The organism is Endozoicomonas sp. (assembly GCF_031844845.1).
Classification (GTDB): Bacteria; Pseudomonadota; Gammaproteobacteria; order Pseudomonadales; family Endozoicomonadaceae; genus Endozoicomonas.
Map to the genome: position 1 here is coordinate 1 of NZ_JAVRMB020000409.1, position 18,405 is coordinate 18,405.

18 protein-coding genes are annotated in these 18,405 nt (G+C 47.0%); 8 read left to right on the forward strand and 10 right to left on the reverse strand.

Features of this window, described 5'->3' with window-relative positions:
* Together RM811_RS22645 and RM811_RS22650 are read right to left on the reverse strand one after the other, a co-directional pair.
* On the reverse strand, nucleotides 1-1,238 hold a 1,238-nt coding region (locus tag RM811_RS22645; RefSeq protein WP_402528792.1), incomplete at its 3' end, for a 2Fe-2S iron-sulfur cluster-binding protein.
* A 2-nt stretch (nucleotides 1,239-1,240) separates the two neighbouring features.
* Entirely contained in the window at nucleotides 1,241-2,065 is an 825-nt protein-coding gene (locus RM811_RS22650; RefSeq protein ID WP_402528794.1) for an FAD binding domain-containing protein, read from the reverse strand.
* A gap of 598 nt (nucleotides 2,066-2,663) precedes the next feature.
* Here RM811_RS22650 and RM811_RS22655 point away from each other — a divergent pair.
* The 3 genes from RM811_RS22655 (at nucleotide 2,664) to RM811_RS22665 (ending at nucleotide 4,538) form a co-directional block, all read left to right on the forward strand.
* Nucleotides 2,664-3,758: a Fic family protein gene (locus RM811_RS22655; RefSeq protein WP_402528797.1), complete on the forward strand. Its 1,095-nt coding sequence runs from the start codon at nucleotides 2,664-2,666 to the stop codon at nucleotides 3,756-3,758.
* A 333-nt stretch (nucleotides 3,759-4,091) separates the two neighbouring features.
* Complete coding sequence (locus tag RM811_RS22660) at nucleotides 4,092-4,298, forward strand: hypothetical protein (protein ID WP_402528799.1); 207 nt, start codon at nucleotides 4,092-4,094, stop codon at nucleotides 4,296-4,298.
* Between the two features lie 6 nt (nucleotides 4,299-4,304).
* Nucleotides 4,305-4,538, forward strand: a complete 234-nt coding sequence (locus RM811_RS22665; RefSeq protein ID WP_402528801.1) for a hypothetical protein — start codon at nucleotides 4,305-4,307, stop codon at nucleotides 4,536-4,538.
* Between the two features lie 105 nt (nucleotides 4,539-4,643).
* Here the strand turns inward: RM811_RS22665 and RM811_RS22670 are convergent, their stop codons facing one another.
* From RM811_RS22670 to RM811_RS22700, 7 genes are all read right to left on the reverse strand, one after another.
* The gene (locus tag RM811_RS22670; protein ID WP_402528803.1) at nucleotides 4,644-6,845 is read right to left on the reverse strand and encodes an ankyrin repeat domain-containing protein; all 2,202 of its coding nucleotides are present in this window, start codon (nucleotides 6,843-6,845) and stop codon (nucleotides 4,644-4,646) included.
* A gap of 205 nt (nucleotides 6,846-7,050) precedes the next feature.
* Complete coding sequence (locus RM811_RS22675) at nucleotides 7,051-7,584, reverse strand: cytochrome b (RefSeq protein ID WP_402528805.1); 534 nt, start codon at nucleotides 7,582-7,584, stop codon at nucleotides 7,051-7,053.
* Between the two features lie 174 nt (nucleotides 7,585-7,758).
* A complete protein-coding gene (locus RM811_RS22680) occupies nucleotides 7,759-8,175 on the reverse strand; it encodes a hypothetical protein (RefSeq protein WP_402528807.1) in 417 nt (138 codons plus the stop codon).
* Between the two features lie 107 nt (nucleotides 8,176-8,282).
* On the reverse strand, nucleotides 8,283-8,939 hold the full coding sequence (can, locus tag RM811_RS22685; protein ID WP_402528809.1) for a carbonate dehydratase: 657 nt from the start codon (nucleotides 8,937-8,939) through the stop codon (nucleotides 8,283-8,285).
* A gap of 118 nt (nucleotides 8,940-9,057) precedes the next feature.
* Nucleotides 9,058-9,711: a hypothetical protein gene (locus tag RM811_RS22690; RefSeq protein ID WP_402528812.1), complete on the reverse strand. Its 654-nt coding sequence runs from the start codon at nucleotides 9,709-9,711 to the stop codon at nucleotides 9,058-9,060.
* Between the two features lie 166 nt (nucleotides 9,712-9,877).
* A complete protein-coding gene (gene pyrF, locus RM811_RS22695; protein WP_402528814.1) occupies nucleotides 9,878-10,753 on the reverse strand; it encodes an orotidine-5'-phosphate decarboxylase in 876 nt (291 codons plus the stop codon).
* Nucleotides 10,754-10,815: 62 nt separating this feature from the next.
* Nucleotides 10,816-11,415, reverse strand: coding sequence for a glutathione S-transferase family protein (locus tag RM811_RS22700; protein ID WP_402528816.1), 600 nt, complete (start codon nucleotides 11,413-11,415; stop codon nucleotides 10,816-10,818).
* Between the two features lie 243 nt (nucleotides 11,416-11,658).
* Here RM811_RS22700 and RM811_RS22705 point away from each other — a divergent pair, with 243 nt between their 5' ends.
* Nucleotides 11,659-11,928, forward strand: a complete 270-nt coding sequence (locus tag RM811_RS22705) for a hypothetical protein (RefSeq protein ID WP_402528819.1) — start codon at nucleotides 11,659-11,661, stop codon at nucleotides 11,926-11,928.
* A gap of 154 nt (nucleotides 11,929-12,082) precedes the next feature.
* Entirely contained in the window at nucleotides 12,083-12,973 is an 891-nt protein-coding gene (locus tag RM811_RS22710) for a DMT family transporter (protein ID WP_402528821.1), read from the forward strand.
* A gap of 175 nt (nucleotides 12,974-13,148) precedes the next feature.
* On the opposite strand, the gene RM811_RS22715 is transcribed toward RM811_RS22710, so the two are convergent.
* Nucleotides 13,149-14,018, reverse strand: a complete 870-nt coding sequence (locus RM811_RS22715) for an SDR family oxidoreductase (RefSeq protein ID WP_402528823.1) — start codon at nucleotides 14,016-14,018, stop codon at nucleotides 13,149-13,151.
* Nucleotides 14,019-14,315: 297 nt separating this feature from the next.
* Here RM811_RS22715 and RM811_RS22720 point away from each other — a divergent pair, with 297 nt between their 5' ends.
* The 3 genes from RM811_RS22720 to RM811_RS22730 all read left to right on the forward strand — a co-directional run.
* Nucleotides 14,316-16,070: a type I secretion system permease/ATPase gene (locus RM811_RS22720; protein ID WP_402528825.1), complete on the forward strand. Its 1,755-nt coding sequence runs from the start codon at nucleotides 14,316-14,318 to the stop codon at nucleotides 16,068-16,070.
* Nucleotide 16,071: 1 nt separating this feature from the next.
* On the forward strand, nucleotides 16,072-17,415 hold the full coding sequence (locus tag RM811_RS22725) for an HlyD family type I secretion periplasmic adaptor subunit (RefSeq protein WP_402528828.1): 1,344 nt from the start codon (nucleotides 16,072-16,074) through the stop codon (nucleotides 17,413-17,415).
* A gap of 78 nt (nucleotides 17,416-17,493) precedes the next feature.
* The coding region (locus tag RM811_RS22730; RefSeq protein WP_402528831.1) for a retention module-containing protein at nucleotides 17,494-18,405 on the forward strand (912 nt) is incomplete at its 3' end.

Sequence of the window (18,405 nt, forward strand, 5' to 3'; positions counted from 1 at the left end):
GTGGCCGCACGAACAATAATCCGGTCGCCTTCCATATAGGTGTAGCAAATGTGCTGCTCAGGAGGTAGCTGTTGAGACTGGCGAGACTGGTAAGTCCGCTCAAGAATCACATCCGCTTCGGCAAAGCCCTGCTCAATATCACCGATTTCACCATGGCCACGGGCGGCAATGTTTTTCCTGGGATCACCACCGAATGGGAAGTTGAAGTGAATTTTGCCATCACGAATATCGGACGTTTTATTCTGCTCGTCCAGATCGTCAGGGGCACCCACGCTGTAACTGATAACGCCGTTATGAACGATGGGGGCATCAGCAGCCATGGCTTCCGCAATAGAAAGCACAGGCTTCAGTACTTCGTAATCCACCTTGATGGTTTTCAGAGCCGCTTCTGCCTGCTCCTCTGTTTCAGCAACCACCGCAGCAACACGGTCACCAAAGTGCCGCACCTTCTCGCCAAACATACGACGATCCAGTGGTGAAGGTTCAGGGGCAGTCTGGCCACCGGGCGTGTAATAAACATCCGGACAGTTGCGATGGTCAAATACCGCGACCACGCCGGGCATGGCTTCCGCGTCACTGGTATCAATGGCGGTGATGTAAGCATGGGCATGGGGGCTGCGCAGCATCTTCAGGACACAGGCATCCGGTGCGACAAAATCTTCTACAAAGCAGGGTTCTGCCTTGATAGAGCGATCAGCATCCACTTTACCGCCAGGCTTACCCACATGACGATTTTCACCCGCAAAGGAGGGTACGTTGCTGGAGACAAATGCCGGATCAACCATCCGCTGACGGACAATATCGACCGCATCAAACACCTGCTGATAAGCACTTTCCCGCAGAAATATAGACGACATTACATCGGTAACTTCAGCTTTGGATGGGTTCGGGTTGCGCTTGAAAAGATCGGTAATCAATAACGCCAGGGCCGGATCGTTATAACCGGACTGGATCACCCCGGCATCAATCAGTGCAGACTGTACCGGGCTGAGCTTGCCATATTCATTCAGCGACTCCGGCGTCATAACCTCACGGCCATCCAGCTGGGCCGCAATCAACAACGAAGCATTCACTGAACAGCCATCCAGTAAAACAGTATCGGAACCGGCAAAACCGTAACCATCATCACTGTTACGGACGGCACGCATGCCTAATCGCTTGAGCAATACCTGAACATTCTCGCCAGCTTCAGCCTGGACGGTTTTCGGTTTGCCATTTAGGTTAAAGACGATTTCCACAATCAGTTACTCCGCCCGTTGAACTCTTGAAATTCGGCGACCAACAGTCCCACCAGAACGCTACTGAGATGACGTTTGTAGTCAGCACTGCCCAGAAAATCGGTTTCAGGGAATACGGATTTGGCAACGGCCTCTTCAATCGCTTCCCGATCCTGAAGAGCCTGACCGGTAATCAGGGCTTCAACGTCATGAAGGCGGATGGCTTTATCTGCCACGCCGGCCAGGGCAATACCAAACTGCTGTTTTCCATCTTTGATATTCACCGCCAGCGAGACACTGACAATGGGGAGACCCGCACAACTTTTCCCGACTTTCTCACTGCGACACCAGCCCAGGGTGGTTGGAACAATGACGTTGGTGATCAGTCCGTATGGCCTTTGCTGCCAGGCTTCAACCATCATACGACAGCTTTCTTCTGAATCGGAAACCACATCAACTTCCGCATCCATGGCCAGCAGTGCAGGGACAATCTGACAGGCTTGCAGATTGGCAGCAATTTCGCCGCCCAGGGTAATCTGGTTACGCATATTACGACTGAAGATCAGGCCTGCTGCTTCCCGCAACCCTTCAGGCAGTTCTGGATGATCAATGACCTGCTGCAGTGTGGTCATCGCCCCTATTTCCCAGCCACCTTCCAAGCCAACACCGGAGGGCTTAATGGATTGCAGGCCCAGGCGTGAAAGACTAATGACAATAGCCTTCTCAGTTTTTGTCGGGGCAGCATTCAACCGCGCACCACTGGCCATATAGACAGCCTGATCACCATGCTGCTCTTTCATGGCCAGAGCCTCCTGAAGAGTCTCCGGTAGCAAAAATTCCCTGATCATAGTTTCTGCCTTTTCATAATCCATACACTAAAAACAATTCAGTCCGGCTAGTGCAGCTAAGCGCTGATACCCATACCATCGTCATCCCCACGAAGGCGGGGAACCACTGCCCGCTATGGATTCCCGCCTGCGAGACTGTCGCAAAAGCCTCCGGAAATCTCGTTCCCATGCTCTGCGTGGGAATGCATACCGTACTTGCCACAAGTGAATAACCAGCCTGAAACCCCCACAGATTAGGACAAGGAGAGGTTTCTCCACATGCGGCAGATCCGTATGCATTCCCACGCAGAGCGTGGGAACGAGGGTTTTGCGACACCCTCCTGCGCGGGGATGACGGTTGGGTGTTAATTCTCCCTGTTGCGACACCCTCGGTTCCCGTGGGAACGGGACACCCTTGCTATATCATCCCTCGTTGTTTCCAGCCCCTGATTTCGAGTCTTGCAGGTGTTTGTACGGATTTGACTAAAAATTAACCAATAAATATCCTATTATTAGAGTTCCCCTAAATTTCTGAAATTATTGGGTATTAATTATCGCTGTGTTTTTGTTTTCAGCTTTGTATCCGATAAATACCCATTACTATTTAATCGTTTTGACTATGAAAACACTACAGCATTTATCCGGTTATTCTTTTAACAGTTTTCAGTTGGGCTTATTCAGACAACTGGGTGAATTTAAAGGGCGTCAGCCAGTTACCATTCGACAGCAACCGGAGGTTCTGGATACGCTCCGTCAGGTGGCTGTGCTGGAATCTGTGGAATACAGCAGTCGGCTGGATGGCCTTTTTCCTTCAAAAGGTGTGGTTTCCAGAGAGTTGGTTCGTAAGCTGGTTCACAAGGAATACCGCCCTGCTACCCCCGTCGAAAGACAAGTGGCGGGTTACCGGGATGGTTTGGAGATTATGGTTGAGCCCGGTGAGCACATGACGCTCTCTGTCAGTCTTATCCGACAGCTTCATGCCATGCTGTATGCCCATGTTCCCCATGAAGGTGGTCGCTGGCGGGTCACCAATAAAGAGATTGTTGAAAGAGACACAAAAGGGCAGAAAATCGGAGTTCTATACCGAACCATGCCGGCATCAGCGATTGCTGGCGCAATGGAAGAGCTGGTTGCTAATTACCACGAAGGGCTCCAGCATCAGGTGGAGCCCCTTCTACTGATACCGGCTGTGGTATTGGATTTTCTCTGTATCCACCCTTTCAGTGATGGCAACGCCAGAATTGCCTGGTTGATCATGGCGATGATGCTGGCGCTTAATGGTTATCAGGTGGCGCAGCTGATCAGCCTGGAGCGGGTATTAGCCCGACATGAACAGGCCTATAAACGGGCATTGCAACTGAGTGTAAAAGGCTGGCATGAAGGACAGCATAACCCCATGGCATGGATTGATTTTTTCCTGAATACACTGATTCGTGCTTATGATGAGCTGGAAGGTAAGATCCACGCTCTGCAGTGGCAGGGAAGTCGGGCACCAAAATCTCAGCTGGTCAGAATAGCCATTGATCAGAGCAGTTATGCCTTTTCCATTGCTGATATCTGCCTTCAGATTCCAACGGTCAGTCGCGAACTGGTAAAAAAGGTGGTGCAGCAGATGCGCTCAGAAAAGCTGCTTGAGCCGGTAGGGCGAGGACGTGGGGCGCAGTGGCAGAAAACGCTTCCCGCCGCCCGCCGCCCGTTGCCCGAAAAAGCCTGAGGCACTTGCGCCGGGTCTGGGGCGGAGTTCCGAACTCGTTCCCACGGTCCCCCGTGGGAATGCATACCGAGCCCGCCACAAATGAAACAACCAGCATAAAACTCCCGGAAACTCGGGCAAAGAGAGGTTTCCCCTCATACGGCCAGCTCCGTATGCATTCCCACGCCGGGCGTGGGAACGAGGTTTTACCACTGCCGTCTTTCCCGCGAAGGAGGTTGTCGCAAAAGGTTGACCCTCCGTCTTTCTCGCGCAGGAGGCTGTCGCAAAACCCACCAGGAACCTCGTTCCCACGCTCTGCGTGGGAATGCATAGCCAACCACAGGAATCGTGTCTGTGGTTGGGTCCTGGCAGCTACCACGCAGAGCGTGGGAGCGAGGAATCTGCGTAGCCATGGGGTACTCAGGAGGTGTGTTCCAGGCCGCCGCATCCGGGATCCCGAATGGTATCGATATCCAGTACTTCATTCCGAAGGAAGGTGCCTCTCTCTGGTATGATCTGCTGGCCATGCCAAAAGACGCAATGATCAAGGAAAGTGCTTAACAGTTCATGAATTATATTCTTGAGCCAAAGGTAACTGCGGATATCAGTAATTACGCTTCTTATGCCAATGCGAATCGCAAGGCGACACCTTTTGTTGATGAAACGATGCGCAATAACCCGAGCATCTATCCATCAGAGGCACTGCTGAACTCTCTGTTTGTGGTTAAATCTCCGGACAAAAAGATTGTCCGTACGGTAACCCGAGCCTGGAACCGGGCGAAAACGGCGAGCGAAGGTTAATAATAAAGCTATATGCTGATAATGAGTTTCAACTGATGGGGCCTGTCGTATTTGGTTTACCATTGAATCCTATAGGGCAGGCCTGAAAGATATTTTCCCACAGTTTTACTCATCTTCAATATCTGCCTCATTGCCATCATCTGTAAAGTGATCATGTTGTTTGACCGTGTTTGAAATCATAAAATCCATTTTTGAAAATGTCTCTTCTTCGTAGCATGGGTTCTGATAATCCATGGACGAATCGTTGTCTGGGGCAGGGCCAGGGCCAATGTTTGGGTTTGCTTCAGGATCGCTTTCAACGTAATTACTGTCGTTATCGTCGTCACTGCGCATATCTTCCAGTGTGAACATATAGTCACTGTCAGAACTGTTTTGAGAATCTGTGTCAATAAATAATGGTTTATGGGTGTCAGGAGTTAGATCGATAGTTTCTGATAAAAGGCTGGATGAATATGTACTACCACCACCAGAAACAGGGACTTTTGTAAATCGGATGCCAACCCGAAATTTAGTTTCACTATTCCAGGCAACTCTCCCGGGATACTTTTTATCAAAATATTTTTTAAGAGACTTTATTGAATCCAGGCGAGCTTTTTTTGTTTGAAGTAATTCTTCAAGAGACTTCTTAGCATGGTCAGTAGCCGAGATTAAGCCTTCAATATTCTGCTTATTTATTTTAGTATTTTTTACTTTTAATTCACGAATGAATATGGCTGTTTCCATACTTGAAATATCAGCACGAAGCTCTTCAATCTGTTGTTCAAGGTAATAGCACTGGTATTTTCTGGCCACCACATAACTTAAGGTTCTGTTTGAACTATCCCCTTTGTTCGGTTCAGCTCCATGGGTCATTAGCAAATTAATGATTTCATAATAGTTAGCATCTTTAGGTTGATCATCGGGATATCTATCAATAAAATCCAGCAGTGCAGAGTAACCTGTATCATGGGTTGGTAAATTAACAACCCTTGATATCTCCTTGGCTGAAAACGAATCAAGGAATGTACTCAGTAGAGAGCTGTTACCGATTCGGCATATATGATGAAGAATAGTTTCTCCACCAGTATAAATTTCCGCAGAGTCATAATAGCTCAGGCAGGCTTTCATTATATCCTGATTTTCACAGATCACAGAATAAAGTAGTGGGGTGTATCCATCAATGTCTGTCATTTTTAATAGTTGAATGAAATCTTTTTTCATTATCTCCGGGAATCGTTTGCTTTTTTGTTGTTCAGGGAGATTTATACTGACTGGTTTCTCATTCTGAGGTAAATTGCTCTCAAAAGAATAAGTCGATACTGAACTTTCCGATAACTCTGGGCGGTTAGTGTTGGCCTTTTTTAAAGAGAGATTCATCATGCCTGTCTGGAATTTTTGACTATCTTCATTCTCACATGAAGATACCTGAGTTATGTTTTCTTGAGCGGGATTGTTTGATGAGTTTATCAGAGTTCGTAACATGCGTTCGCTATCGTTTAAACAGGCAATATGTAGCAAAGATTCATTGGTGTTTGGATTGACGGTGTCTATCTTGGCATTATGCTTCAATAAACTTTCTGCCTTACCAATCTGGTCAGAAACAACTGCATGAAACAGCGCCGTATTACCATTTTTATCTTCATGTTCCAGTAGTTTGTGTTTGTCTTCCGGAATAAGCATTATGTCTGCTTGTTTTAACAATGTATTTAATGCGTTGGTGTTGTTGTCTTTCGTACAGGCCCAGTGGATTGCTGTGTAACCTAAAGAATCAGGGATGTTAAGTGATGCATTGTTTTTCAGAAGCAGAATTATTTTATTGCGGCTGTTTCTTCGTGTGGCAATATGTAGTGCTGTTCGATCTTTATTGTTTTTTATGTCGAGAATTTTAACTAATTTATCTTTGTATATTTTTTGTAAATGCCCCAATATCTCTTTTAATAACGTTGAATCTCTATCTTCACAGATAATGTGGATAAATGTATTGCCAGCATGGTTCTGATACATCGGGTCTGCATTATCTAATAAGTTGATAATTTCTTCGGCGGTTGAGTCTTTATTTATTGCTGCTGAATGTAATTCATCATTCGATTGTTGGTAGTGCCATTTCTTCAGGAATATTTTAGTAGGATTTACATGAAGTGATGCTGTTCTTTGTGAAATTAATGAACCATTGTTGACTTCCTGGTGGTTATCATTCGAAGGGATGGGTGTAATCAGATTACTGTTATCTATTTTATTGATATGAGCAGGATGTTTTTGATTTTTGTGATCTGTAAGAATACCAGTGCAGGGATTAAAGTCTGAGATTCCTTTGAGGTGATTATTCATAAGTATGTTTTATCCCTTGAATACCTGGATTTAACCAGGGATTAAATGGTTTAGTTTAAAAATTATCATTTGAGACAAAAAAAACGGCTATTGGTTCAGAAAAATTACGGGGAAGCACTATTTCCCGGATTTATCCGGCCGGGAAATAGTTCAGGTTAAGGGGGAGCTGGGTTTAAGGTAGCTCTCCAGAAGATATCCCGGAGACTCAAAGCATCCGGCGCAAAACGTCGTGCTCAGGCTTATCAAAATAACGATGCTTCAGGGCTGCCAGTATATGCACTACCACAATACCCAGCAGAACATAGGGAATGACCACGTGTATATCATGGAGCCGGCCCGCCAGCTCAGGATTCTTTTCCATAAAACCCGGTATGGTCAGGTTGAAAAATGGTACATCCCGGCCTCCGGCGTTTGACATCATAAAACCACTGAGCGGTACCAGAAACATAAACAGGTAGAGAAGCCAATGTACCAGTACACCCAGTTTTTTCTGATAACCGGGCATGGTGTCTGGTAATGGTGGAACACGGCTGGCCCAGCGAATCACCAGACGGGCAAACAGCAGAAAGAGCACCAGCATGCCAAAGGATTTGTGCCAGTGATAGATGTCGTACTTATAGCTGACGCTATCCTCCAGGCCTGTCATATACCAGCCAGCACTAATAATTCCGAGGATAAGAAGGCCAACCAGCCAGTGCATCAGGCGCATGAGTATGGGGTATTTATCAGAGTTGCTCATCGGTTTGCCCTGTTTTTTTTAGATAATTAAGGTATCGTAATTTATTACAGTGTTATTACGCTATAACTATTCTGATTCAGAATGTATTAAAAGTATTAGCCGCTCAAGCTCCAGAAGGACATCCGAGCCAGAAGGCACCGACTTCCATCAGGTTCTCATTAACTGCCCGCCTTTTTACAAAAGGCATTTCTGCTGCTTTGCTGTTCTCAACTCTTCTTCCAGCTCAGCTTCAGAAGCCGATGTAAACAGCATAACCTGTCCCTCGGTATCTACCAGTTTCAGCCTTTGAGCGTCCTCAGTCAGGATAAAAACATTACTGTGATCTGCATGGTTTTTCAGCTCCCATGCACCTTGTTTCTGGCGGATTTCTCCTTCTGCACGATAAAGCTGACAGTTGCTGTCAAACACCAGAAGAGAAAAGGTTTTCGAACGATTCAGTGTTAACCCCCCACAGGGTTTCTCAGAATCCTTATTCTCAAGTACCCAGTACCCGTTGGGTTGCATTGATTCTTCGGCCAGGGCTGCGGTAACAGCACCGGAAATCAAAAATCCCGATAGAAGGAGAGAAGCTCTGCGGCAGGCAATTAACATAAAACCATACTTCCATCTGTGTGAACGGATGGAAGTATAGACATTGTGAGCGGTAACGTGGGGGCAGGTTCTGTTGACTACGTCAATAGAGCCGGAAGAGTTAGCAATTAGCTGGATTTCTGGGCAATACTATCCAGTGCAACCGAATACTTTGCCTCAATATCGTCGTTAGAGGTAACACTCAGGGCAAGATCTCTAACGAGACCGTCTTTCAAGCCATAAACCCAGCTATGTACGGTCAGGCTCTGGCCACGATCCCAGGCATCCTGAACAATGGTGGTCTGACACACATTCAGTACCTGCTCCAGAACATTCAGTTCACACATTCTCTGGAACTGCTCATCGTCATTACCCGCATTATTAAGCAGCTCAGTGTGTTTTTTCTTAACATCCTGAACATGTCTCAGCCAGTTGTCGATCAGCCCGAGCTTGGTGTTGTTCATCGCCTCACGTACACCACCACAACCGTAGTGCCCTGTCACGATAATGTGTTCAACCTTGAGGCAGTCAACAGCGTACTGAATAACGGACAGGCAGTTCAGATCGGTATGCACCACCACATTGGCAACATTCCGGTGAACAAACAGCTCGCCAGGGAGAAGATCCACGATTTCGTTGGCGGGTACCCGGCTGTCTGAACAGCCTATCCAGAGATATTTTGGTGCCTGCTGTTTTGACAGTTTTTCAAAGAAGTCAGGTTTGTCTTCACGAATGGACTTGGACCACCGGTTGTTGTTTTCGAGTAGATTTTCCAGACTAGACATATTTCCAGATCCATATTTCATAACTTGGGAACGTTATAGCAACTCCCGTTCTGCAAGGCCAGAACTGTAATGTAAGAGGTTTGTAACCGGTATTACAGGAAGCCAGTGAAAGGTTTTTTCAGGCAGAATGAGCCTGCCCCTGCCTGATTGGATGAGCTTTCATGTCTTTAATCATTGCTTGCAAGAAAGCTATGGCGCTATCAAGCTCAAGCATCATAGGGGCGCTGTTTACGTTATTAGTGGAAACCTTCTCAGACAAGCTAAATTGCCCCATTTTTGTGGTCAAACCCTCATCTGAAGCTCCTAAACTAGGGATTCCACTTTTATCTTCAACAGCGCCCATCATAGGATTATCAACCATAAGCTCACTGCCTGTGCTATTAAAGTGAGTATTATCAGTATTTTTTGCTGCTTTATCAGCCACCCGTTGCAACATTTTTACTCCCATAATAGGCATTTTTCTCTGCGTCTGGCTGCCCGAAAGGTCATGAGTGCTTTTTGATTGGGAAAATAGAGTCCGGTTTTTCGTAGATAAGCGATTTATGGTTTCTGTTTTTTTTACCGAACGTATTCTTGTACATTTTTCCTGGAACATTTTTCGACGTTGTCGGGCATTATTTTTAATATCAGCAGTATTGGGACTTGCAGCTATTTCTTTGCAACTGTGAAAGAATGCGCGGGCTACTTCCTTTGCCTCAGAGTGATTGTGAGGGCCGAGTTTTATTATTTCATTATTTTGACCGGTTTGAATATTGCTCATGAATATAGACATACAGAAATCTGTAACACTCTTAAAGATTAATTTATCGTAGACCACTTTAAATAGTATTTGTTCCCAATATATTCACAAAATTTGAAGCTAACTGGCTGGCTGTGCATACCGCGAACTACCCACAGCTATTGGCGAGCAGGTAGTTCACTGGACGCCGTTCATTTTTTTATCGGTATCGGTTTACCTGATCCCGCAGTTCAATGGCCGCCTGCCTTGCCGCTTCAGCAAAGTCATCGCCACTACTGGCATAGATAATACCGCGGGATGAGTTGACAATAATTCCCTTTCCTTCACTATTCAGGCCATTTTTTACGGTAGCCTCGACATCACCACCCTGGGCACCCAGCCCCGGCACCAGGAAAGTCATATCTCCGGTAATTTCCCGAATGCGTTTCAGCTCGGCGGGGTTGGTAGCACCCACGACCAGCAGAATATTGTTGTTCGTATTCCACTGTTCCTGGCACATTCTGGCAATCACTTCATAAAGCATGGCGCTTCCGCCACTCTCTTTTGGAGAACCTTTTAGAGAACCTTTTAGAGAACCTTTTGGAGAGTCTTGCTGGACAACAAGGTTCTGGATAGCTGCAGCACCCGGGTTGGATGTACGGCAAAGAACTACAGTGCCTTTATCTTTATAGCTTGAGAATGGTTCTATCGTGTCTATACCCATGTATGGGTTCACAGTCACGGCATCCGCCTGATAGCGTTCAAACGCTTCAATGGCATACTGGCTTGCGGTGCTGCCAATATCGCCACGCTTGGAGTCCAGGATAACCGGGATATCCGGATATTGGGTACGAATGTAGTCAATAGTCAGAGCCAGCTGATCTTCAGCTCCGTAAGCATGGTAATACGCAGCCTGGGGCTTGTAGGTACAGACCAGGTCGGCGGTTGCATCAATAATGGCTTTATTGAATTCGAAGATGGGCTTTTCCATTGCCTGGATAGATGCAGGAAAGCGCTCGGGTGAGGGGTCAAGGCCAACGCACAGTAGAGAATTATTTTTCTCCATGGCAGCCTGAACCCGGTCAAGAAACCCCATTTTTAACCTCAGCGTTATATAACGTTATATACAAAAAGTGCTGAGCGGGGAGTCTAACAGTATCAGCCCATTTTTACATGCTTTGGATGCTCTCTGACCCGCTTGATCCAGGCCATGATAAAAGGAAAGTCAGTCAGGCCGTAGCCACCTTCCGGGGCAATGTGGGTGTAACCATACAGGCAGATATCCGCAATGGTCATCTGATCGCCAACCAGCCAGTCATTGTGTTCAAGATGAGTTTCCATCACCTGCAATGCTTTATAGCCACTGGCTTTTTTTGCCTGCAACGCCGCCTCATGTTTCTTGGGTCTGCCAAGGAATTTGACGATAAATCGGGCGGTAGCGATGTAAGGCTCGTGACTGTATTGCTCGAAAAATTGCCACTGCAGAACTTTTGCCCTGAGAAAAGGGTCTGTTGGAAGATAATCTGAGCCTTCAGCTAAATAGTTCAGGATGGCATTGGATTCCCACAGGTAATTCCCATCGGGCAGTTCCATTACAGGAATTTTGCCATTGGGATTCATTGTCAGGAATTCATCGGTATGGGTACCGCCACCAAGGATATTGATGTGTTCCCACTCGCCTTCAATATCAAGATGGCTCATCAGCAGTTTAATCTTGTAGCAGTTGCCGGACTGGGCATCTCCGTAAACTTTGTACACAGGCTTCCTCCTGTTTGTCAGGGTTCAAGCCGTCATTCGTACTCTTTATTTAAAGACGACGCAAGTGCAATCTTACTGGCTGGCGGTAGCCATGGGGAAAGGTTTGGAGTTCTTTGTTCTTTAACAAAAGCAACATGATAAACGACATTGTTCAGTATTTTATGTTCATTATTTAAATAGTGGGCTTTTAAAGCCTGTCGTCTATAAAATGCAGGCTTTTCTGAGAATATACGGTGTTTGTGAATGATTGATAATGAGGACCTGATGGGTGGTGAAGCCGTCATCGAAATAGTAGAGAATCAGTTGGCAGAGAATAATCCACCAAGGGTGAAGGAAACTCTGATGCGGCTGATGCTCGAAGGTATCGACCGGGAAGAAGCGATTCAATACATAGCCTGTGCCCTGTGTGTCGAATTGGTGGATGTGGTTAATAATCAGGCTGCATTCAATGAGCCGCGTTACAGTACTAATCTTAATGCTCTGCCTGAGATGCCGTGGGCGGAGGATTGCTAAAAAAACGTGCCACAATTTTCATTACCCACTTTTTTGTCTCTTCCTGACCTGAATACTTGAGGCGCACCTTTTAATCCAGCAAAAAAACAGGTGTTGTCTGATGGTTTAAGGCTATTTTGCAATGTATGACTCTTGCTTTTATAGGTGAGACACAATGCAGAATGTTCTGCTTTTCAGCCTGTGTTCCTTTGTCTGGGGCTCAACCTGGTATGCCATCACCTTTCAATTGGGTGATGTCGACCCGCTATGGTCAATCAGTTATCGCTTTCTTCTGGCCGGGCTTATCTTAATGGCGGTTTGCTTCTTGCGGCGGGCACCCATTCAATTCACTCCCCGGCAACACCTCAGAATATTTGTGCAGGGTGTTTGCTTCTGCGGTATTTCTTATTGGCTGGTGTATCTGAGTGAACTCTATATTAACAGCGCCCAGTCTGCCCTGGTTTGCACCAGTATGCTTTATCTTAACGTCATTATTGGGCACTTCTGGTTAGGTAACCCGGTTCGTATGCCGGTAGTGGTTGGTGGCCTGATTGGTTCTCTTGGGGTAGTGATGGTCTTTCTTCCAGAACTGGCTACCGCTTTAACGAGCAACTTAATGAAAGGCATTTTAATGGCTTTTATTGGTTGTATTTTCTTTTCAATTGGCAGTCTGATTTGTGAAATTAATAAACAGAGCCGGTTACCATTATTACCGGTTGTTATGATGGCGATGATGTACAGTTCTCTGTTTACCGCAGTATTTGCGCTTTCGCTGGGCAAACTACCTTCATTTCAATGGAGTAAACCGTATGTGTTTTCTCTCTTATATCTTGCGCTGTTCGGCTCGATACTTGCCATGACCTCTTATGTCGCATTAATTGGCCGTATTGGTGCTGACCGTACTGCTTATGTGGATCTTATTTACCCCATTATTGCACTGTTTATTGCCACCATGTTTGAAGGCTATCAATGGACAACACTGAGTTTGGTGGGTGTTGTTGTTGTACTTGTAGGAAATTGCATTGCTCTTGGTATGAATACTAACAAGGTGCAAACGACAGACTAAACGGGTTAATCAGTGTAACTGGTAAGCTCGCCGGACAAGCCATTGATATGAGCTGTCACGAAATCTTTAACCACTGTCCCCCTGCAGTAGAAGTGATTGGTCCACTTGAAGAAGAGGTGGCTGCAGGGTTGATAATGGAGTTCTGACCACGTCCGTCATAATCCGGGACCACTCGTTAATTATAAAAGTCAGCTAAACGATTGTCGGACCAGCTCCATAATGTTTTCGCCTGGGCGTTATCCATAGCCTGTTTTCTGATTTTTCTTACTTTACAGTTAGCAAAGTAAAAACCATTCTGACCATCTGCGGTGGGTTCAAATGCCGCATGCAATGTGGTCGCTGCTCCCTGCTCCGGTGTCTTGAAAAAAGGGCGGAACATGGGAAATAAAAAGCGGCTCAAGACGGTATTATCGCCAGCGCCAAGATTGGTATTTACGGCCCCTGGGTGAACGGCATAGGTGTTCACCGGGTGGTTGGATAGTTGCTCAGCCAGCTCAAGGTTAAAGAGCATCAACGCCAGTTTGGAATGACCATAAGCTGGAAAGGTTTTAAATCCTTTTTCGGCATTGATGTTTTCGAAGTCGATGAATCTGGCCATTCTATAGCCTTCAGAGCTGACGTTAACAATCCGGCTCTTTTTCTCTTGCTGATTACCGGTGCTTTTCAGTAATGGCAGCAGTTTTGTTGTCAGCAAAAAAACACTCAGGTAGTTAACGGCAAACATGGCTTCGTAGCCATCCTCTGTCGTTTCATGGGTGGTATTAATAACCCCGGCATTATTGATAAGCAGATGTAGAGGCTTGCCTGAGTTGAGATAATGTTGACTGGCATCGCTTACCTGCTTCAGTGACTTAAGATCCGCAAGAATGATATCGACATCTTTGTTGCCAGTTTTCTCGACAATTTGTCGTTTCAGCTGCTCACCTTTTTCCTGGCTACGGCAGATCAGCGTTGTGTGTAAACCTTTGCTGGCAACTTCCAGGGCTGTAGGTATACCGATGCCACTGGTGGCTCCCGTGATCAACGCATACTTCTTATTGTTCATATTGTATATCCATTATTGGTGAGTATTTCTTCTTCCAGGGAAAAGTACCGGTTACTTCAATAACCTTAATTCCTTCGGTAAAGCAGGAATTAAGTGAGCGGGTGTGGTAATAATACCTATACGATGTTACAAGTGTGCATTAATTCACATTTTACGTATGAATTTATCTTATTATCTCAGTTAGCCATGAATGGAAACTGTTGTTGTACAACACCTGATTTATGTTTGTGTTGAGCAGGATATGGTTAAGGATAACCAAATAAAGCTGATTTGCTTTATTAATTAAAAGAATATCCTGTGCTTTTACCAAACGATCCAGCCAAGAATAACCATCAACAACCTCATCAGTACTCCTGGTTTTCGGATGCGCTGCTTCCCTATTGGCGAGTCTATCGAGATGTACTGTTAGCGAGCTTTCTGGTCAATTTATTTGCCCTGGTTTCACCTCTGTTTGTGATGAATGTATACGACAGAGTTGTTCCCAATCAGGCTTTTGAAACCCTGTGGATGCTGGCTACTGGCGTCACGCTGGCCTTTATTTTCGAATCAATTCTTCGTTTGATCCGTTCCCGGTATATCGATCTGGCCGGACGTCAGGTTGATATGACGCTGTCTTCCAGACTGATTGACCGGCTGCTTGGACTGAAGCTGGCTGCTCGCCCGGGCAGCGCCGGCAACCTGATGAACCAGCTGGCTGAATTTGACAGCATCCGGTCGTTTATCACCTCCACCACAGTCATGGCCTTTATTGACCTCCCTTTTGTGGTTTTATTTCTGGCGCTGGTGGTCTGGCTTGGGGGCTGGCTGGCATTAATTCCTGTGGCATGCATCAGTCTGTCTTTGCTGGTGGCCTGGGCATTAAATCGGCCTCTTCAGAAAGTCATCGCCGCACAGCAGAGCGTGTCTGCCAGACGGCAGAACTTTCTGATGGAGCTGTTGCTGGGGCTGGTATCGGTGAAAGCCTGTAACGTTGAACAACAGAACCAGAAACAGTGGAGTGTATTGAACCGGGAGGTGGCGGATACTTCCCTGAAGATACGGCAGCTACAAACACTGACCGGCCAGGTCACGACCTTTCTGTTACAGCTAAACACCGTTGCCCTGGTGATTGCCGGTGTGTACCTGATCAGTACCGGCGATCTCTCTATGGGTGGATTGATTGCCATCATGATGATTTCCGGCCGTTGCGCTGCACCGGTTTCCCAGGTGATTGGCCTGCTCAATCAATATGAGAAAGCTGTACAGGCGCTGGATCATACCGGTCACATAATGAATTTACCTCAGGAGTATCCGGAAGGTCGGCAGTTGCTGAGGCCCGAACCTTTCGGGGGAAGCTGGTCTGTTAATCAGGTGTCGTTTGCTTATGCCGACGGACCGGACCTGCTCAGTGACATCAGCCTGCAGATTCCGGCAGGTACTAAAACGGCCATTCTTGGTCGTATGGGGTCAGGCAAAAGCACATTACTGCAGTTATTGATGGGGCTCTGGGAACCGGCGAAAGGGCATATCAGTATTGATGGTATCGACCTTCGGCAGATTGACCCGGTCTGGCTTCGCCAGCATGTGGGTTATGTGGGACAACACACCGAGCTGTTTAATGGTTCATTGCGTGACAATATCACCATGCATCGGGAAGGTATTAGTGACAGCGATATATTGCAGGCTCTGGAACAGTCTGGGTTATCTGGCATGGTTCAGGCGGGCAGCGCCGGTCTTGATTTTATGGTGGGAGAGGGAGGACGACATCTGTCGGGTGGTCAGGCGCAGGCGGTTGGTTTGGCGAGAGCCCTTGTTACCGGCCCCAAAGCATTGATTCTGGATGAGCCCACCAGTGCCATGGACTCCCAGGCAGAAGCCCGCTTTCGCCAGCTACTGCAACAGCTTAAAGACCAGACCATTATTCTGGTGACTCACAAAATGACGCTGTTGGATGTGATGGACAACATTGTTGTTCTGGATCAGGGCAAGGTCAGCGTCAGTGGCAATGCACGGGATATTCTCAAAGCTCAGCCAAAAGCCGGCTATCAGCAGAAAGCGGAGGTAAGAGCCTGATATGGAAACGCCGTTAGCGGATCAACCAGCCTCCGGAGAACAGCACACGAACTGGCATGAAGCCAGTAAGGCTGAAATCAGTAGCATAACAAAAGGCAGTCGTCCTTTATTGATGGTGACTGCGCTCACTCTATTCACATTTGTTATCTGGGCTGCATGGTGTGAGCTGGATGAAATCACCCGGGGAGATGGCAAGGTAATTCCCTCCAGTCAGGTTCAGAATGTTCAGAATATGGAAGGCGGGATTGTAGAAGGTATTCTGGTATCGGAAGGTGATCTGGTTGAGCAGGGTCAGGTGCTGATGGTAATGGACGACACCCGGTTCTCTGCCACCCGACAGGGGCAGCAGGCCAACCGGAATGCCCTGCAAGTCAGAAAAGCACGCCTGTTGGCTGAAATAGAAGGCACTGAGCCGATCATATCGGAAACCCTGCTAACCGAAGTTCCTGAACTTGCCATGAGGGAGAATGAGCTGTTTAAAAATCGACAGTTGGAACTGGCCAGCAGTATCGGAATTTATCAGCAGCAGTTAAACCAGCAGGAAAAACAGATTTCAGAAACCAAAGCGCAAAGAGCCATGCTGGCCAGACGCTTTGCCTTTCTGGATGAAGAGTTAACCCTGGCCAGAGAGCTGGCTGAAGAAGGGGCCGTATCCCGGGTCGAAGTACTGCGTTTAGAACGACAGGTCAGTGATACCCGGGGTGAAAAACTGATTTCCGAGAAAAGCCTTGAACGGATATTCGCACAGCAACAGGAAATTCGTCAGCGCATTAGTGAAACCCGGCTGAATTTTATCAATAAAGACCGGGTAGAGTTGAATGAGACGCTGGCATTGCTGAATGAACTATCTGCGAAAGAAACGGCGGTCAGTGATCAGGTGGAGCGAACCCGTGTGAGGGCGCCAATGAAAGGTATTGTTAAGCAGGTGCTGGTGAACACCGAAGGTGGCGTGGTGCAGCCGGGCATGACCATGATGGAGTTAATACCCGTAGACGACACCCTTGAAGTTGAAGTGAAAATTCGGCCACAGGATATTGGTTTTCTGCATCCGGGGCAGAAGGCCACCGTTCGATTTACCGCTTATGACTTTACCATTCATGGTGGAATCGAGGGTGTGGTGACACACATCAGTGCAGACACCATTACTGATGAAAAAGAAGAAAGTTACTACCTGGCAAGGATTAAAACGGATCAGGGTTATCTGGGGGATGAGGGTGATAATAGCCGACCTGTAATCGTGGGTATGGTGGCCACCGTTGATATCCTGACCGGTAAAAAGACACTGCTTGAATACCTTCTAAAACCGGTACTTCGAGCAAAACAATTGGCATTCAGCGAGCGCTGAAGCTTTTAAAAAAACAGAATTACAATCAAATCATGATGGGTGGGATTCACCCGTAAAAATCATATCAGGGAGCTTTACATGGACGTTATCTCAGAAGTGGTTAGCAGTAAATCAGCAGGCAAAATCCACTATGCAGTGGGACAGGTTGAAGCCATAAGTCCAGATGGCAGTCGACGTCTACTGAAAATTGGCGACACCATTTTCAAGAATGAAATGATTGTTACCGGTGCTGATGGTGTTATCCATATTGATCTGGTGAATGGCCAGCTTCTGGAATTGAGCGGTGGTATAGAGACTGATCTTCTTTCTTTTTTTGCAGACTCTCAATCGGAAGATGTCCTTTTAGAAACAGAAGCTGAATTTTCTGAAGTTCAACAAGCCATTTTGGCGGGTGCTGACCCTACTGAGTTATTGTCTGCTCCTGCGGCGGGTGTCCCTGATGATGGCGCCTCTACAGATAATGCCGGGTTTGGTACGCAGACCATACTTGATCTGAGTGGGATTCAGGGAGACCCCGGGGCGGGGTTTGAGGGTTCGGAGGAAGGAACCCCGTTTGGAAATGATGGCATTGAAAGAAGTAGCCGGGTAGCTGACATTGATTCCGTTGCCCCGTCTGCGCCGATTATCCGTCTGGAGAATGATACTTATTACGAAGGTGACCTGATTACGTCCGATTCCACCCTGGATATTATTGGTGTGGAAAAAGGTGCGACGGTTGAGTACAGCACGGACGGGGGCAAGACCTGGCAGGAAAGCTTTGCGGCAGAGGAAGGCGAGAACACCGTAGCTGTCCGGCAGACCGACGTGGCGGGCAATGTTTCTGAAAGTGCATCAATAACATTCACGCTTGATACCAGCGCCGATGTGGACAACAACTTTGACCTGACCGTCGCTGCGACGGACAAGGTAACCAACGCCACAGAACAGGGAAGTGTCAGCACCGTCCTGAGTGGTGTCGATGCCGATGCGGTCAGCGTTCAAGTGACCTTT

Coding starts and splice junctions, on each gene's coding strand:
- RM811_RS22650 (WP_402528794.1), bottom strand. CDS start 2,065: ATGATCAGGGAATTTTTGCTACCGGAGACTCTTCAGGAGGCTCTGGCC.
- can (WP_402528809.1), bottom strand. CDS start 8,939: ATGTCTAGTCTGGAAAATCTACTCGAAAACAACAACCGGTGGTCCAAG.
- RM811_RS22705 (WP_402528819.1), top strand. CDS start 11,659: ATGATTGATAATGAGGACCTGATGGGTGGTGAAGCCGTCATCGAAATA.
- RM811_RS22690 (WP_402528812.1), bottom strand. CDS start 9,711: ATGTCTATATTCATGAGCAATATTCAAACCGGTCAAAATAATGAAATA.
- RM811_RS22665 (WP_402528801.1), top strand. CDS start 4,305: ATGAATTATATTCTTGAGCCAAAGGTAACTGCGGATATCAGTAATTAC.
- RM811_RS22655 (WP_402528797.1), top strand. CDS start 2,664: ATGAAAACACTACAGCATTTATCCGGTTATTCTTTTAACAGTTTTCAG.
- RM811_RS22710 (WP_402528821.1), top strand. CDS start 12,083: ATGCAGAATGTTCTGCTTTTCAGCCTGTGTTCCTTTGTCTGGGGCTCA.
- RM811_RS22670 (WP_402528803.1), bottom strand. CDS start 6,845: ATGAATAATCACCTCAAAGGAATCTCAGACTTTAATCCCTGCACTGGT.
- pyrF (WP_402528814.1), bottom strand. CDS start 10,753: ATGGGGTTTCTTGACCGGGTTCAGGCTGCCATGGAGAAAAATAATTCT.
- RM811_RS22715 (WP_402528823.1), bottom strand. CDS start 14,018: ATGAACAATAAGAAGTATGCGTTGATCACGGGAGCCACCAGTGGCATC.
- RM811_RS22680 (WP_402528807.1), bottom strand. CDS start 8,175: ATGTTAATTGCCTGCCGCAGAGCTTCTCTCCTTCTATCGGGATTTTTG.
- RM811_RS22675 (WP_402528805.1), bottom strand. CDS start 7,584: ATGAGCAACTCTGATAAATACCCCATACTCATGCGCCTGATGCACTGG.
- RM811_RS22725 (WP_402528828.1), top strand. CDS start 16,072: ATGGAAACGCCGTTAGCGGATCAACCAGCCTCCGGAGAACAGCACACG.